Consider the following 16264-nt stretch of genomic DNA (forward strand, 5'->3'; position numbering starts at 1 on the left):
GGTGACGGATAACGGAACATTCCGGAGCGACTGGCGGGTAAAAACAAAACTCTCAAAAGGAGCAATACATGACTGCCTTAAACCTGATTCCCGGCCAATTGAGCCTGGCTCAATTGCGTGACATCTATCAGCAACCCGTGACCTTGAGCCTCGACGCCAGCGCGTCGGCGCAGATCGAGGCCAGTGTGGCCTGCGTTGAACAGATCCTTGCCGAGAACCGCACCGCCTACGGCATCAACACCGGTTTCGGCCTGCTGGCCTCGACCCGCATCGCCAGCGAAGACCTGGAAAACCTGCAGCGCTCCCTGGTGCTGTCCCATGCCGCCGGCGTGGGCGAGCCGATCAGCGATGCGCTGGTGCGGTTGGTCATGGTGCTCAAGGTCAACAGCCTGAGCCGGGGTTTTTCCGGCATCCGTCGGCAGGTGATCGATGCGCTGATTGCGCTGATCAATGCCGAGGTCTACCCGCACATTCCGCTCAAGGGCTCGGTCGGTGCTTCCGGTGACCTGGCGCCACTGGCCCACATGTCCCTGGTGCTGCTGGGCGAAGGCAAGGCCCGCTACAAGGGCGAATGGCTGCCGGCCGTCGACGCGCTGAAAGTGGCTGGCCTCGCGCCGCTGACCCTGGCCGCCAAGGAAGGCCTGGCGCTGCTCAACGGCACCCAGGTGTCCACCGCGTTTGCCCTGCGTGGTCTGTTCGAAGGCGAAGACCTGTTTGCCGGTGCGCTGGCCCTGGGCGGCCTCACGGTGGAAGCGGTGCTCGGCTCGCGTTCGCCATTCGATGCACGCATCCATGCCGCCCGTGGCCAGAAAGGCCAGATCGACGCCGCCGCTGCCTACCGCGATCTGCTGGGCGAGCGCAGCGAAGTCTCCGATTCGCACCAGAATTGCGACAAGGTCCAGGACCCGTACTCCCTGCGCTGCCAACCGCAAGTGATGGGCGCTTGCCTGACTCAGTTCCGCCAGGCCGCCGAGGTGCTGGTGATCGAGGCCAACGCGGTGTCGGATAACCCGCTGGTGTTCGCCGCCGAGGGCGATGTGATTTCCGGTGGTAACTTCCACGCCGAACCGGTAGCGATGGCGGCCGACAACATGGCCTTGGCGATTGCCGAAATCGGCTCCCTGAGCGAGCGCCGCATTTCGTTGATGATGGACAAGCACATGTCGCAACTGCCGCCGTTCCTCGTCGCCAATGGCGGGGTGAACTCCGGCTTCATGATCGCCCAGGTCACCGCTGCGGCCCTGGCCAGTGAAAACAAGGCGCTGTCCCATCCCCATTCGGTGGACAGCCTGCCGACTTCGGCCAACCAGGAAGACCACGTCTCCATGGCCCCGGCTGCCGGCAAGCGTCTGTGGGAAATGGCCGAGAACACCCGTGGGATCCTCGCGGTGGAATGGCTAGCGGCGTGCCAGGGGCTGGACCTGCGCGGCGGTTTGAAGACCTCTGCGAAGCTGGAGCAGGCCCGGGGGCTGTTGCGTGCGCAAGTGCCGTTTTACGAGAAGGATCGCTTCTTTGCGCCGGACATCAATGCGGCCAGTGAATTGCTGGCGAGCCGGTGCCTGAACGAGCTGATCACGGCGCAGTTGTTGCCGAGCCTGTAAGGCTGACCCGATCGTTCCCACGCTCTGCGTGGGAACGCCTCATGGGACGCTCTGCGTCCCGCTCTAGGAAGGACGCGGAGCGTCCCGGACTGCATTCCCACGCAGAGCGTGGGAACGATCTGACGGAGGACGTCAATGAAAACCCTCTGGCAAAACTGCCACGCCGCCACCATGGCCCAGGGCGTCTACTCGATCATCGAAGACGCCGCCATCGTCACCCAGGGCGAGCACATCCAATGGATCGGCCCGCGTGCCGAATTGCCGGCGGGTGACTACCCGGCGGTCAACGACCTCAAGGGCGCCTGGGTCACGCCGGGGCTGATCGACTGTCACACCCACGCGGTATTTGGCGGCAACCGCAGCGGTGAGTTCGAGCAGCGCCTGCAAGGCGTCAGCTATGCCGAGATCGCCGCCGCCGGTGGCGGCATCGCCAGCACCGTGCGCGCCACCCGCGCCGCCAGTGAAGACGAGCTGTTCGCCAGCGCCGCCAAGCGCCTGGCAAGCCTGATGCGCGACGGCGTGACCACGGTGGAAATCAAATCCGGCTACGGCCTGGACTTGGCCAACGAGCGCAAGATGTTGCGGGTCATCCGCCGCCTCGGCGCCGAGTTGCCGGTCAGCGTACGCAGCACCTGCCTGGCGGCCCACGCCTTGCCGCCGGAATACAAAGATCGCGCCGATGACTACATCGAACACATCTGCAGCGAGATGCTGCCGACCCTGGCAGCCGAAGGACTGGTGGATGCGGTGGACGCCTTTTGCGAATACCTGGCGTTTTCCCCGGCGCAGGTCGAGCGGGTGTTTATCACGGCGCAACAACTGGGGCTGCCAGTGAAGCTGCACGCCGAGCAACTGTCATCCCTGCACGGTTCCAGCCTGGCGGCGCGTTACCAGGCGCTGTCGGCCGATCACCTGGAGTTCATGACCGAGGACGATGCCAAGGCCATGGCCGAGTCCGGCACCGTGGCGGTGCTGTTGCCAGGGGCGTTTTACTTCCTGCGCGAAACCCAACTGCCGCCCATGGATGCCTTGCGCAAGCACGGGGTGAAAATCGCCGTGGCCAGCGACCTCAACCCCGGCACCTCGCCGGCGTTGTCGTTGCGCCTGATGTTGAACATGGCCTGTACCTGTTTGCGCATGACCCCGGAAGAAGCCCTGGCGGGGGCGACGATTCATGCGGCCCAGGCCTTGGGCATGGCTGACACCCACGGTTCGCTGGAAGCTGGCAAGGTCGCGGATTTTGTCGCCTGGCACATCGACCGCCCGGCCGACCTGGCGTACTGGCTCGGTGGCGATCTGGAAAAACGCGTCGTGCGTCACGGCGTGGAAATCGATTGAGGAGAACGGTTGTGGAGAAGGTCCTGAATTTCAAGCAAGGGCGCGTGCCGCTGTTGATCAGCATGCCCCACGCCGGCCTGCACCTGACCCCGGCGGTACAGGCCGGGTTGATCCCCGAGGCCCAAAGCCTGCCAGACACCGACTGGCACATCCCAAGGCTCTACGAGTTCGCCGCCGAGCTGGGTGCCAGCACCCTGGCCGCCGAGTACTCGCGGTTCGTCGTCGACCTCAACCGCCCCGCCGATGACAAGCCGATGTACGTCGGCGCCACCACCGGTTTGTACCCGGCGACGCTGTTCGATGGCGTGCCGCTGTTTCGCGAAGGGCTGGAGCCGTCGGCCGAGGAGCGGGCGACGTATCTGCAACAGGTCTGGATGCCTTACCACCAGGCGCTGCAGCAGGAACTGGCGCGGCTCAAGGCCGAGTTCGGCTATGCCTTGCTGTTCGATGCCCATTCGATCCGTTCGGTAATCGCGCACCTGTTCGACGGCAAGCTGCCGGACTTCAACCTCGGCACCTTCAACGGTGCCAGTTGCGACCCGACCCTGGCCAGCCAGCTCGAAGCCATCTGCGCTCGCCATGGTGAATTCACCCACGTGCTCAACGGGCGGTTCAAGGGCGGACACATCACCCGGCATTACGGCAACCCGGCCGAAGACATCCACGCGGTGCAACTGGAATTGTGCCAGAGCACCTACATGGAAGAGTTCGAACCGTTCAACTACCGCGCTGACCTGGCGGCGCCGACTCAGGTGGTGCTCAAGGAACTGCTGGAAGGCTTCCTGGCGTGGGGACAACGAACCTACGAAAAATAAACGCCAACGCGATTCTCTGTGGCGAGGGAGTTATCTGTGGGAGCAAAGCTTGCTCGCGATACAGGCGCCGCTGTTTCAGAGCAATCGCGTCGTCTTCATCGCGAGCAAGCTTTGCTCCCACAGAACCCGCTTGCCACAGGTTTGTGTTCTCCTCGAGTCTCGGGAGCAACTGTCGCCACCGTGCAAAACCGAGTCGCCACAGTTCATCTTCAGCCCCTCGGCGCTGCGTAATGTTTTGGGCACGGTGCAACAAGACACCGACCTACAATAATCCGCTGCCGCACGAGACCTTCCCGATGAAAAGACTGTTCAAACGCTGTCTGTCGATCCTCTGCGGTACCACCCTGTTGAGCGCCGGTGCGATGGCCGCCGAGCCGGCGTCGTGCCAGACCGTGCGCATGGGCGTGGTCAACTGGACCGACGTGATCGCCACCAGCGGCATGGCCGATGTGTTGCTCACCGGGCTGGGCTACGACAGCAAGCAGACCAGCGCCGTGCAGCAGATCATCTTCGCCGGCATCCGCGACAAGCGCCTCGACATCTTCCTGGGGTATTGGAAGCCGGCGATGGACAAGAACATCGCGCCGTTCCTGGCGGCCAACCAGGTGAAAGTATTGGACAAACCGAGCCTGGCTGATGCCCAGGCCACGCTGGCGGTACCGGACTACGTGGCCGCCGCGGGGCTCAAGACCTTCGCCGACATTGCACGGTTCAAGGATCAACTCGGTGGCAAGATCTACGGCATCGAGCCGGGCAGCGGTGCCAACACCACCATCAAGACCATGATCGAAACCAACCACTTCGGCCTCAAGGACTTCAAGCTGATCGAATCCGGCGAGGCGGGGATGCTGGCCGCGGTGCAACGGGCGGTGAATCGCAAGGAATTCGTGGTCTTCGTCGGCTGGACCCCGCACCCGATGAACATCAACATGAACATCGCCTACCTGACCGGCAGTGAAGATGTCTATGGCCCGAACGAAGGTGCCGCGACCGTCTCCACCGTGACCGCGCCGGACTACGCCCAGCGCTGCCCGAACGTGAACCGGTTGCTGGAAAACCTCACCTTCACCGCCGCCCAGGAGAGTCAATTGATGGTGCCGATCATGGAGCGCAAGACGCCCCAGGACGTCGCCCGGCAATGGTTGCGCGATCATCCCGAGGATTTGCAGCGGTGGCTGGTCGGTGTGACCAGTTTCGATGGCAAGGATGGCGTGGCGGCGGTGCAGGCCAGTCTCAAGAATTGACCTACCTGGCTGTGGCGGGGTGATTTATCTGTGGTGGAGTGATTTATCTGTGGTGGAGTGATTTATCTGTGGGAGCAAGGCTTGCCCGCGATAGCGATGTGTCAGTCGACATAACGATTGGATGTGCCACTGCCATCGCGGGCAAGCCTTGCTCCCACATTTCAATAGGTGGTGTTCTTCATGGCCTCATATCCACTCTCAGAACAGATGTCAGCCTTCATCGACAAAACCCAGAGCTTCAACAGCCCGGACGACAGCCTTACCGGTTTGCGCCAGGCCTACAGCCAAATGTGCCGGGCGTTCACCCCGGCATGCCCGCCAGCGCTGGTCATCGAGGATTTCGAGCTGGCCGGCGTGGCTGCGCGCGCCTACCACCCACGGGGTGCAGCGCCGCCCGCCGGCTGGCCGTGCCTCCTCTATCTGCACGGCGGTGGTTGGGTGGTGGGGGACCTGGACTCCCATGACTTCATCTGCATGGAGCTGGCGGCTGCCCTTGGCGTGCTAGTGGTGGCGGTGGATTATCGGCTGGCGCCAGAGCATCCGTTTCCAGCCGGGTTGGACGATTGCCTCGCCGTGTGGCGCCATCTGGCAGCCGCCCCCTTTGCCATCGACCCGCGTCGGCGGCTGGTGGTCGGTGACAGTGCCGGCGGCAATCTTGCCGCCGCGTTGTGCCTGGCCTTGCGCGATGCCGGGCAACCGTTGCCACGGGCCCAGGTGCTGATCTATCCGGCGCTCGGTGGCTCGGCAGCACTGCCATCGCGCCAAGAATGTGCCGATGCGCCGCTGTTGAGCAGCCATGACCTGGACAGCTATCACTTGCTGTACCTGGGCGACGTTGCACCCTCGCCCTGCGCCATGCCGTTGCTCGCCGAGCACCTGGACGGCTTGCCGCCGGCGTTGATCGCCGTGGCGCAATGGGACCCGCTGCGCGACGATGGCGTCCTTTATAGCGAGCGGCTGAACGCCGCAGGCGTAGCCTCTGTGTTGTACATGGGCGAAGGGTTGGTCCACGGTTGCCTGCGCGGTCGGGGCCAGGTGCCAGAGGTCGATCGGATGTATCGCACGCTGCTGGCGTACCTGGCTGACATGCTTTGACTGCGCAGGGGACATGCTCATAAAGGTAATTCGGGTTTATGATGCCGGACGGCAGACTAAATAGACGTCCCCACAGGGATGACTCGACCCCTTACGGAGCGCGCAATGCAGACTTTGTACCCGCAGATCAAACCCCATGCCCGGCACGATCTGGCTGTCGATGACACCCACACGCTCTATGTCGATGAAAGCGGTTCCCCAGAAGGCCTGCCAGTGGTGTTCATTCACGGCGGCCCGGGTGCTGGCTGCGATGCACAGAGCCGCCGCTACTTCGATCCGAACCTCTACCGCATCGTCACCTTCGACCAGCGCGGCTGTGGTCGGTCCACCCCCCATGCCAGCCTTGAGAACAACACCACCTGGGACCTGGTCGAAGACCTGGAGCGCATCCGCAAACACCTGGGCATCGAGAAATGGGTGCTGTTTGGCGGTTCCTGGGGTTCGACCCTGGCCCTGGCCTACGCCCAGACTCATCCAGAGCGGGTACACGGCTTGATCCTGCGTGGGATCTTTCTCTGCCGACCGCAGGAAATCGAGTGGTTCTACCAGGCCGGCGCCAGTCGCCTGTTCCCTGACTATTGGCAGGATTACATCGCACCGATCCCGTTGGACGAGCGCGACGACCTGCTCAGCGCTTTTCACAAGCGCCTGACCGGTAACGACCAGATCGCCCAGATGCACGCGGCCAAGGCCTGGTCCACCTGGGAAGGTCGCACCGCGACCCTGCGTCCGAACCCGCTGGTGGTCGATCGCTTCTCCGAACCGCAGCGGGCGCTGTCGATCGCCCGGATCGAATGCCACTACTTCACCAACAACGCCTTCCTCGAACCCAACCAGTTGATTCGCGACATGGGCAAGATCGCCCATTTGCCGGGCGTCATCGTGCATGGCCGCTACGACGTCATCTGCCCGCTGGACAATGCCTGGGAGTTGCATCAGAACTGGCCCAACAGCGAACTGCAGGTCATTCGCGACGCCGGTCACGCCGCTTCTGAGCCGGGGATCACCGATGCACTGGTGCGCGCCGCTGCGCAAATGGCCCGGCGCCTGCTCGACCTGCCGCCCGAAGAAGCATGAAGGGGCTGTTGCAACGCGTTCGCGGCGCACGGGTCGAAGTATCAGGCGAGATCGTCGGGGCCGTGGATCAGGGCTTGCTGGTGTTGGTGGCCGTCGAGCCCGGGGATACCCGGGCCAGCGCCGACAAACTCCTGCACAAGCTGCTTAACTATCGAGTGTTCAGCGACGCCGAGGGCAAGATGAACCTGTCCCTGGTGGATGTCGGTGGCGGGTTGCTGCTGGTGTCGCAGTTCACCTTGGCGGCGGACACCAAAAGCGGTCTGCGCCCGAGCTTTTCGACCGCCGCGCCTCCTGCCTTGGGCGAAGAGTTGTTCAACTATTTGCTAACTCAGGCGAAACAGGTGCATGGCACCGTGGCATCAGGTAGATTCGGCGCCGACATGCAGGTTCACCTGGTCAATGATGGCCCGGTAACCTTCCTGTTACAGGCCTGAAAGCGTTTGAAACATCTTTTCGGTGCCGTTTCGAGGTAAAACAGGGAGTTTTCTCGATAAATACTTTGCTGCCCCTGATGCGTTGTCACGCGGGCTACTAGATAATCGCGCGCTACGGGGGATCAGCGTTCGCTGGTCCATTTGACTTAGGTAGAGACTTGTCCTGGACCGTTTGGGGAATCATTTTGTCCCATCGGAGTCGGAACAATGCTCGCCAACTTGGCAAGAGTGGTCGGCAGGGACGGTTTTTCAGCGCCGTTACCGTGCAGATACTTTATCTGGCCGTTGGTTTTTTGATCAGTTTTCGGCGAGGGTTGCTCGTGATTGTTAGTCCCTGTAATGCACCAAAAATGACTGCCAAACGGTTTAGAAGCGCCTTGGTAGCGGGCTCGGCCCTGCTGTGCCTGTTCGGCGCGGGCCAACTGTGGGCATTCAGCCTGGATGATGTATCGGCGAAGGCACAAGAGCTGGCCGGGCAGAAGTTCGAAGCCCCGCGCAGCAATTTGCCGAACGAATTCCGCGAAATGAAATTCGCCGATTATCAGAAAATTCGTTTCCGCACCGAAAAAGCGGAATGGGCCGACCAGAAGACGCCGTTCCGGCTGTCCTTCTATCACCAGGGCATGCATTTCGACACGCCGGTGAAAATCAACGAAATCACCGCGACCACCGTCGACGAGATCAAGTACGACCCGACCCGTTTCGATTTCGGCGACGTGAAGTTCGATCCAAAGGCCACCGAACAGCTGGGCTACGCGGGTTTTCGCGTGTTGTACCCGATCAACAAGGCCGACAAGCAAGACGAAATCATGACCATGCTGGGCGCGAGTTATTTCCGCGTCATCGGCAAGGGCCAGGTTTACGGTTTGTCCGCTCGTGGCATGGCCATCGACACCGCGTTGCCATCCGGTGAGGAGTTCCCGCGCTTTCGCGAGTTCTGGATCCAGCGTCCGAAACCGACCGACAAGCACCTGGTGATCTTCGCCCTGCTGGATTCGCCACGGGCCACGGGTGCTTATCGCCTGACCGTGCGTCCGGGCACCGACACCGTTGTCGACGTGAAATCCCGCGTGTTCCTGCGTGATCGCGTCAACAAGCTGGGCATCGCCCCGTTGACCAGCATGTTCCTGTTCGGCGCCAACCAGCCGTCCAAGGTGCTGAACTACCGTCGTGAGCTCCACGATTCCAGCGGCCTGTCCATCCACGCCGGCAACGGCGAGTGGATCTGGCGTCCGCTGAACAACCCGAAACACCTGGCCGTGAGCAACTTCTCGGTGGAAAACCCGCGTGGTTTCGGCTTGCTGCAACGGGGTCGTGACTTCAGCCACTATGAAGACCTGGATGACCGTTACGAAAAACGTCCAAGCGCCTGGATCGAACCGAAAGGCGATTGGGGCAAGGGCAGCGTCGATCTGGTAGAGATTCCGACCGCCGACGAAACCAACGACAACATCGTTGCGTTCTGGAGCCCGGAAAAACTGCCTGAGCCTGGCCAGCCGCTGGACTTCGCCTACCGTCTGCACTGGACGCTCGATGAAGCCAACCTGCACTCGCCAGACAGCGCCTGGGTCAAGCAGACCCTGCGTTCCACCGGTGACGTGAAGCAGTCCAACCTGATCCGTCAACCGGACGGCAGCGTGGCCTACCTGGTGGATTTCGAAGGGCCGTCCCTGCAAGCGTTGCCTGAAGACGCTGAAGTGCGTAGCCAGGTGAGTGTTGGCGACAACGGCGAGATCGTCGAGAACAGCGTGCGCTACAACCCTGAGACCAAGGGCTGGCGCCTGACGTTGCGCTTGAAGATCAAGGACCCGAGCAAAGCGACCGAGATGCGTGCCGCCTTGGTCCGGCCGCTGGTTCCTGTCGAGCTGCCAGCCACCGCGCACTCCGTGGCCACACTGGCCAAGGCAGACAAGGTCGCCAAGCAGCAGAGCGAAAAAGAGAAAGCCAACGAGCAAGCCGGCGAGCAGAAAGAAGCCAAGGCCGTCAAAGCGGCCACCGCCGCCGCCGAGCCGACCCCAACCCCACAGGAACCGGAACAGACTGAACAAGTCCTGACCGAGACCTGGAGCTACCAGTTGCCTGCCGATGAGTAATACGTCCGTACAACCAGAGTCTCTGCGTGAGTATCTGGCCCATTTGCCGATGACCGACGAGCAGCGCGCCGAGCTGGCGGGCTGCTCGTCATTCAGCGAATTGCATGAGCGCCTGGCTTCTTCGACATTCGACGCACCCAACGAGGCGGCGCAAGCCTCGGTGGGCCGTCGCCTGACGCTGAGCACCGCCGAGGAACTCGAGGACGCCGAAATGCTGGCCCTCGACTCCAGCGGCCGGGTGTGCTTGAAGGCGACACCGCCGATTCGCCGGACCAAGGTCGTACCGGAGCCGTGGCGCACCAATATCCTGGTGCGCGGCTGGCGGCGCCTGACCGGTCGTACCAACCCGCCGAAGCCGCCCAAGGATGAGCGCGTGCTGCCCCATGCACGCTGGCGTACCGTGGGTTCGATCCGCCGCTACATCCTGCTGATCCTGATGCTTGGCCAGACCATCGTTGCCGGCTGGTACATGAAAGGCATCATGCCGTACCAGGGCTGGTCGCTGGTGGACCTGGACGAAGTCATGCACCAACCGCTGATGCAGACGGCCACGCAAGTGCTGCCGTATGCATTGCAGACCAGCATCCTGATTCTGTTCGGGATCCTGTTCTGCTGGGTGTCGGCGGGTTTCTGGACGGCGCTGATGGGCTTTCTCGAATTGCTCACCGGCCACGACAAATATCGCATCTCCGGCGCTAGCGCCGGCAACGAGCCGATTCCCAAGGACGCCCGCACCGCGCTGGTGATGCCGATCTGCAACGAAGACGTGGCACGGGTATTCGCCGGTTTGCGCGCGACCTTCGAGTCGGTGGCCGCCACCGGTGACCTGGATCGCTTCGACTTTTTCGTGCTCAGCGACAGTAACGAAACCGACATCTGCGTGGCCGAACAACAGGCCTGGCTGGACGTCTGCCGTGAAGCCGGGGGCTTCGGCAAGATCTTCTACCGCCGTCGTCGTCGTCGCGTGAAGCGCAAGAGTGGCAACCTCGACGACTTCTGCCGTCGTTGGGGCGGTGACTACAAGTACATGGTCGTGCTCGACGCGGACTCCGTGATGAGCGGCAAATGCCTGACCAGCCTGGTGCGCCTGATGGAAGCCACGCCGGACGCCGGCATCATCCAGACCGCGCCACGGGCCTCGGGCATGGACACGCTGTATGCGCGCATGCAGCAGTTCGCCACCCGGGTGTACGGTCCGCTGTTCACCGCCGGCCTGCACTTCTGGCAGTTGGGTGAGTCCCACTACTGGGGCCACAACGCGATCATTCGCATGAAGCCGTTCATCGAGCACTGCGCCTTGGCGCCGCTGCCCGGTAAAGGCGCGTTCGCCGGTGCCATCCTGTCCCACGACTTCGTCGAAGCTGCGCTGATGCGCCGTGCCGGCTGGGGCGTGTGGATTGCCTATGACCTGCCGGGCAGCTACGAAGAACTGCCGCCGAACCTGCTGGACGAACTCAAGCGTGACCGTCGCTGGTGCCACGGCAACCTGATGAACTTCCGCCTGTTCCTGGTCAAGGGCATGCACCCGGTGCATCGTGCGGTGTTCCTGACTGGCGTGATGTCCTACCTGTCGGCGCCGCTGTGGTTCTTCTTCCTGGTGCTGTCCACCGCGCTGCTGGCGGTGAACACGCTGATGGAGCCCCAGTACTTCCTCGAGCCACGCCAGCTTTATCCGCTGTGGCCGCAATGGCATCCGGAAAAGGCCATCGCCCTGTTCTCGACGACCATCGTGCTGCTGTTCCTGCCCAAGCTGCTGAGCATCGTGCTGATCTGGGCCAAGGGCGCGAAGGAATTCGGTGGCAAGTTCAAGGTGACCATGTCCATGTTGCTGGAGATGCTGTTCTCCATGCTGCTGGCGCCGGTTCGCATGATCTTCCACACCCGTTTCGTGCTCGCCGCTTTCCTGGGCTGGGCCGCGACCTGGAACTCGCCGAAACGTGACGACGACTCCACGCCATGGAGCGAAGCGGTCAAGCGCCACGGTCCGCAAACCTTGCTGGGCTTCTTCTGGGCCTTGCTGGTGATCTGGCTGAACCCAAGCTTCCTCTGGTGGCTGGTGCCGATCGTCGGGTCGTTGATCCTGTCGATCCCGGTGTCGGTGATCTCCAGCCGCGTGGGCCTGGGCTTGAAGTCCCGCGATGAGAGCCTGTTCCTGATCCCTGAGGAATACGCCCCGCCCCAGGAGCTGCTGTCGACGGACCAGTACACCCATGAAAACCGTTGGCATGCGCTGAACGACGGTTTCATCCGGGCGGTGGTCGATCCGCAACAGAACGCCTTGGCGTGTGCGCTGGCCACCTCGCGTCACGGCCAGGCCGAGCCGATTGAATGGCTGCGGGTCGAACGTGTTCGTCACGCCCTGAAGGTGGGTCCTGCCGAGCTCAGCAACACTGAGCGACTGGCGTTGCTAAGTGACCCGGTGGCCCTGTCCCGCCTGCATGAGCAGGTCTGGAGCGAGGCTCATCCGGAGTGGCTGACGGCGTGGCGTGAGTCGGTCAAGGCCGATCCTCATGCACCGTTGCTGCCGCTACAGCCGGTGAGCGTACAGCCTCAACTGGCCTGATACGCAAAAAGCCCCGCTTCTGGAAGGAAGCGGGGCTTTTTGTTGGGCGTATTTTCTATCTGCGGATCGCCCTTGTGGCGAGGGAGCTTGCTCCCGCTGGGTGGCGCAGCCGCCCCCGATTTTGTGTTGCGGTCAGTGTTGCGGATTGATGCTATCCAACATCCGGTTTGCCAATAACCTACTCAGTTCGATCAGTTGCTGAATGCCGAAGGCAATGTGGCGCCGCGAGCCTTTCAGATCGAACGCGAGGTCGCTGACCATGGCGTCGGCTGAGGCCAGGTTTTCGCTGAGGTTGGCCAGCAGGCTTTCGGTGTCGATGCCGTCGACGACGGTGAAGAGCTGGCTCGATGGCTGTTTTTCTTCGGGGGTGGGCTGTTTGGGCTTCAGGTAGTAATCGAGTGCGCGGTCGGTGGCTTCCTGGAGTTTCTTGGGGTCGGTTTCTGGTTCTGGTGGGTTGGGTGTGACCTTGTGCATGGTGACGCTCCTTGACTGATGGAGCCGCCAGACATCGCTGCTAAACGAAAAGGGTGGCGGCAGTACGCGGGTTAGCAGACCAGGAATCAAGGAACCCGGCGCACCGAAGTGCCCCACGCACAGCCGCCATAAAGCGGACCTGCGTGCCTTGATATTGTGCCGAGCTGCTAAACCCGATCGCTGAACTGACAGCGACCTGCAAACGTTAGAGCCCAGGGCCAAGGCGCACAAGCCGGCGGATTCTGGCGTAGTTGTAGGCAATGGCGCAAGGCTCCGTAGCCTTGGGATGACGGATTGTGGGACGCAGGTATTTTTGTATGTATATCCGTTATTTAGGTCACGGCTACTTAGGGTTCCGCCCTTACGGCGGCTCACTTTTGGAAGAGCGCCAAAAGTAAGCAAAAACGCTTTGCCCCACCACTCGGTGCCTCGCCTAGGCTCGGCATGCCCGAACGAAGGCATTGCTCCGTGGGCCCGCCGCGAAGGGCCATCCATGGCCCAGCGCGGCTATCCCGGCATCCATGCCGGGATGCCCACTCCACAATGCCTGCGTTCGGCCAGCGTGGTTAACGGGGCGCCGAGATCAACGTCCACCGCGAGGCGGCCTAGTAGCCGACCTGGCTCTTGCGGTCGTACACCCCTCAGATCTGTTTGAGCAGGGCCTGTGGGAGCAAAGCTTGCTCGCGAGGCGGCCTGACAGCCGGCCTGGTTCTCCCGGTCGTACTCCGATCCCATTGTGGGAGCGAGCTTGCTCGCGAAGACGGCGGCACATTCAGCATTGATGCAAGCAGACCCACCGCCATCGCGAGCAAGCCCGCTCCCACAGGGACCGGCGGTGGACGCTGATCTTATAAACGACCAAAAACCTATGTGGGAGCGAGCTTGCTCGCGAAGGCGGCACATTCAGCATTGATGCAAGCAGACCCACCGCCATCGCGAGCAAGCTCGGCTCCCACGGGGATCGGCAGTGGATGCTGATCTTATAAACGACCAAAAACCCATGTGGGAGCGAGCTTGCTCGCGAAGACGGCGGCACATCCAATACTGATGCAAACTGACCCACCGCCATCGCGAGCAAGCTCGGCTCCCACAGGGATCGGCGGTGGATGCTGATCTTATAAACGACCAAAAACCTATGTGGGAGGGAGCTTGCTCGCGATGGCGGCGGGGCAGTCAGTATTGATGTTGCCTGACAGACCGCTATCGCGAGCAAGCTTTGCTCCCACAGATCTAACGGGTGTACGACCGGGAGAGCCAGGTCGGCTGTTAGGCCGCCTCGCGGTGGACGTTGATCTCGGGCGCCCCGTTAACCACGATGGCCGAACGCAGGCATTGGGCCGTGGGCACCTCGGCATGGATGCCGAGGTAGCCGCGCTGGGCCATGGATGGCCCTTCGCGGCGGCCCACGGAGCAATGCCGGAGTGAGGGCACACCGAGCCTAGGCGAGGTGCCAAGTGGTGGGGCAGAAGCGCTTTGGTTACTTTCGCGCTTTTCGAAAGTGACCCGCTGTAAGAGCGGAACCCTAAGCCGCCGTTACAAAAAAACGGATATACACACAAATCCTAAGTAAGGCAGCCGCAAGGCATCAAACCCGAAACCGCCCCACCAACGTCTGCAAATGCACCCCCAGCCGCGCCAGCTCAGCACTGGAGGCGGCAGTCTCCTCACTGGACGACGCCGTTTGCTCCGACACATCACGCACATTCAGCACGCTACGGTTGATCTCCTCAGCCACCGCACTCTGCTGCTCGGCGGCGGCGGCGATCTGCTGGTTCATCGACTGGATCGCCGAGACCGTACGAGTGATGTTCTCCAACGAGCCCCCCGCACGGCGGGTCAGTTCGACGCTGCTGTCGGTCAGGTTGCGGCTGTTGTCCAGGGTGGTCGCGACCTGTTCGGTGCCTGATTGCAGGCCGACGATCAGTTGCTCGATTTCTTCAGTGGATTTCTGGGTGCGCTGGGCCAGGCTGCGAACCTCGTCGGCCACCACGGCGAAACCACGACCGGCTTCTCCCGCGCGAGCCGCCTCGATTGCCGCGTTGAGGGCCAGCAGGTTGGTCTGTTGGGCGACGGACTTGATCACGTCCAGCACACTGCCGATCTTGTCGCTTTCTCGCTTCAAATCGCCCATGGCGGTGGTGGAGTTACCGACTTCGAGTGCCAGGCGTTCGATTTGGGCAATCGCTTCTCCGACCACCTTGTCGCCTTCGCGCGCCTGGGCATCGGCAGCGGCTGCGGCCTCGGAGGCTTCTTCGGCATTGCGGGCCACTTCCTGCACCGTGGCGGTCATTTCGTGCATGGCGGTGGCGACCTGGTCGGTTTCCACTTTCTGGCTGTTGACCCCGGCGCTGGTCTGTTCGGTCACGGCTGAAAGCTGCTCGGCGGCGCTGGCGATTTGCGTGACGCCCTCGCTGATGCCGCCGATCAATTGCCGCAGACCCACGGTCATGCTCTGCATGGCGCGCTGCAGCTGGCCCAGTTCGTCGCGGCGGTCGGAGTTGAGGTTGTGGGTCAAGTCACCCGCCGCCACACGTTCGGCGATCTTGAGGGTCTGGTCCAGGGGGGCGACGATCTGCCGGGTGATGACCAAGGCAGCGATGACACCGAACAGCAACGCGAGCACGGCAGCCGATGCCAGGAAGGTCTTGGCCTTGGCTGCGTCGTGGTCGCGAACGGCCGTCTGGGACGCTGTCAGCTTTTGGCTGGCGTCGATCAATACGTCGCCTTGTGATGCCATGCGCTTGAGTGCCGCGGCGTTATCAATCTGGGAGTCGCGGAACTGGCTGACCGCTGTGCGGTAGGCATTGATCGAGTCGTTGGCCTGTTGCAGGTTGGCGGCATGCTCCTCGGGCAATTGCTCTGGCAAGCGTGCGAGAAGTTTGAGGACATTGTCGATGGCCTCAAGGGCCGGTTGCTGGGCTTCGTTCTTGCCGCTGTAGGTATAGCCGCGAACTTGATAGCGCGCTTGCTGGACCGCCTTGCTCAGGGTCACAACGCTGTTGAACTGGGCGACGCTGTCGCCTTGCAGTAGCGATTTCTCTACTTCAGTGACGCGGGCCACGGCGTTGTCGGCACTGGCGCCAAGTTTGCTGCGGGCATCTTCACGGCTAACGGTAGCGCGGGTCATCTCGGCGAAGGCGCTTTTATACTCGGCAACGGCGGCCAATTGTTTATCGATCAGCGCTACATCGGCCGGTTGCTCAATCAGTTGGCGGGCGGTCTTCAGCCCTGCTTCGAGTTTGTCAATCAGGTCGTTGACTTGCTGCGGGCCGTTCTCGCCCCGCGAGGTGTCGTAGTTCATGCGTGCCAGGCGCAAGTCCTTGGTCAAATCGTTCAGGCTGGCAATGAACCCCAGCTTGTCGCCACGGCTGATCACGTCACCCAAGCCGCTCCAGCCGGTGAAGGCGATGATCACGGTCAGGAACAGCACCAGGCCGAAGCCGAAACCAAGTTTGCGATTGACGCCTACGTTACCTAGCCATCGGAACATGCCGTTACTCCCAGCAGCGTTGAGTTTATATGCTGGAAGT

General features: G+C 62.2%; 12 protein-coding genes and 1 pseudogene. 9 read left to right on the forward strand and 4 right to left on the reverse strand.

All coding sequences use genetic code 11. The annotated features are described in order from the left end of the window. The first annotated feature begins 68 nt into the window (after positions 1-68). From hutH to mdoH, 9 genes are all read left to right on the forward strand, one after another. Complete coding sequence (gene hutH / locus AD662_RS01985) at positions 69-1601, forward strand: histidine ammonia-lyase (protein WP_053185191.1); 1533 nt, start codon at positions 69-71, stop codon at positions 1599-1601. Between the two features lie 135 nt (positions 1602-1736). After that, a complete protein-coding gene (gene hutI / locus AD662_RS01990) occupies positions 1737-2939 on the forward strand; it encodes an imidazolonepropionase (RefSeq protein WP_053185196.1) in 1203 nt (400 codons plus the stop codon). Between the two features lie 11 nt (positions 2940-2950). Next, positions 2951-3754: an N-formylglutamate deformylase gene (gene hutG / locus AD662_RS01995; RefSeq protein ID WP_053185199.1), complete on the forward strand. Its 804-nt coding sequence runs from the start codon at positions 2951-2953 to the stop codon at positions 3752-3754. A 296-nt stretch (positions 3755-4050) separates the two neighbouring features. Continuing rightward, the gene (locus AD662_RS02000; RefSeq protein WP_053178190.1) at positions 4051-4998 is read left to right on the forward strand and encodes a choline ABC transporter substrate-binding protein; all 948 of its coding nucleotides are present in this window, start codon (positions 4051-4053) and stop codon (positions 4996-4998) included. A gap of 180 nt (positions 4999-5178) precedes the next feature. Next, positions 5179-6093, forward strand: coding sequence for an alpha/beta hydrolase (locus AD662_RS02005; RefSeq protein WP_053185201.1), 915 nt, complete (start codon positions 5179-5181; stop codon positions 6091-6093). 105 nt (positions 6094-6198) lie between these two features. Continuing rightward, positions 6199-7170 (forward strand): prolyl aminopeptidase, encoded by a 972-nt coding sequence (gene pip, locus AD662_RS02010; protein ID WP_003196909.1) that lies wholly within the window; start codon positions 6199-6201, stop codon positions 7168-7170. Continuing rightward, positions 7167-7604, forward strand: coding sequence for a D-aminoacyl-tRNA deacylase (gene dtd, locus AD662_RS02015; protein WP_024618616.1), 438 nt, complete (start codon positions 7167-7169; stop codon positions 7602-7604). Before pip ends, dtd begins: the two co-directional genes overlap by 4 nt. 350 nt (positions 7605-7954) lie before the next feature. Continuing rightward, positions 7955-9697 carry a glucan biosynthesis protein G gene (locus tag AD662_RS02020; protein ID WP_162493979.1) on the forward strand — a complete coding sequence of 581 codons (1743 nt, stop codon included), beginning with the start codon at positions 7955-7957 and terminating at the stop codon, positions 9695-9697. Continuing rightward, positions 9690-12260, forward strand: a complete 2571-nt coding sequence (gene mdoH / locus AD662_RS02025) for a glucans biosynthesis glucosyltransferase MdoH (protein WP_053185203.1) — start codon at positions 9690-9692, stop codon at positions 12258-12260. Before AD662_RS02020 ends, mdoH begins: the two co-directional genes overlap by 8 nt. A gap of 132 nt (positions 12261-12392) precedes the next feature. Here mdoH and AD662_RS02030 read toward each other — a convergent pair whose 3' ends face one another. The 4 genes and pseudogenes from AD662_RS02030 to AD662_RS30020 form a co-directional block, all read right to left on the reverse strand. Continuing rightward, positions 12393-12734 carry a DUF6124 family protein gene (locus tag AD662_RS02030; protein ID WP_053185206.1) on the reverse strand — a complete coding sequence of 114 codons (342 nt, stop codon included), beginning with the start codon at positions 12732-12734 and terminating at the stop codon, positions 12393-12395. A gap of 1266 nt (positions 12735-14000) precedes the next feature. After that, positions 14001-14165 (reverse strand): hypothetical protein, encoded by a 165-nt coding sequence (locus AD662_RS29160; protein WP_156334889.1) that lies wholly within the window; start codon positions 14163-14165, stop codon positions 14001-14003. Positions 14166-14319: 154 nt separating this feature from the next. Beyond that, a complete protein-coding gene (locus tag AD662_RS30015) occupies positions 14320-15192 on the reverse strand; it encodes a methyl-accepting chemotaxis protein (protein ID WP_371103554.1) in 873 nt (290 codons plus the stop codon). Next, positions 15178-16224, reverse strand: a pseudogene (locus AD662_RS30020) (methyl-accepting chemotaxis protein); the annotation flags it as partial. The pseudogene AD662_RS30020 and the gene AD662_RS30015, both read right to left, overlap by 15 nt. Positions 16225-16264 lie beyond the last annotated feature (40 nt).

It is taken from the genome of Pseudomonas kilonensis, assembly GCF_001269885.1.
Taxonomy (GTDB): Bacteria; Pseudomonadota; Gammaproteobacteria; order Pseudomonadales; family Pseudomonadaceae; genus Aquipseudomonas; species Aquipseudomonas kilonensis.

Excerpts from the sequence above, each read along its gene's own strand:
- hutH (WP_053185191.1), top strand. The coding sequence starts at position 69 with ATGACTGCCTTAAACCTGATTCCCGGCCAATTGAGCCTGGCTCAATTG.
- hutI (WP_053185196.1), top strand. The coding sequence starts at position 1,737 with ATGAAAACCCTCTGGCAAAACTGCCACGCCGCCACCATGGCCCAGGGC.
- AD662_RS02000 (WP_053178190.1), top strand. The coding sequence starts at position 4,051 with ATGAAAAGACTGTTCAAACGCTGTCTGTCGATCCTCTGCGGTACCACC.
- AD662_RS02005 (WP_053185201.1), top strand. The coding sequence starts at position 5,179 with ATGGCCTCATATCCACTCTCAGAACAGATGTCAGCCTTCATCGACAAA.
- pip (WP_003196909.1), top strand. The coding sequence starts at position 6,199 with ATGCAGACTTTGTACCCGCAGATCAAACCCCATGCCCGGCACGATCTG.
- dtd (WP_024618616.1), top strand. The coding sequence starts at position 7,167 with ATGAAGGGGCTGTTGCAACGCGTTCGCGGCGCACGGGTCGAAGTATCA.
- AD662_RS02020 (WP_162493979.1), top strand. The coding sequence starts at position 7,955 with ATGACTGCCAAACGGTTTAGAAGCGCCTTGGTAGCGGGCTCGGCCCTG.
- mdoH (WP_053185203.1), top strand. The coding sequence starts at position 9,690 with ATGAGTAATACGTCCGTACAACCAGAGTCTCTGCGTGAGTATCTGGCC.
- AD662_RS02030 (WP_053185206.1), bottom strand. The coding sequence starts at position 12,734 with ATGCACAAGGTCACACCCAACCCACCAGAACCAGAAACCGACCCCAAG.
- AD662_RS30015 (WP_371103554.1), bottom strand. The coding sequence starts at position 15,192 with ATGCAGAGCATGACCGTGGGTCTGCGGCAATTGATCGGCGGCATCAGC.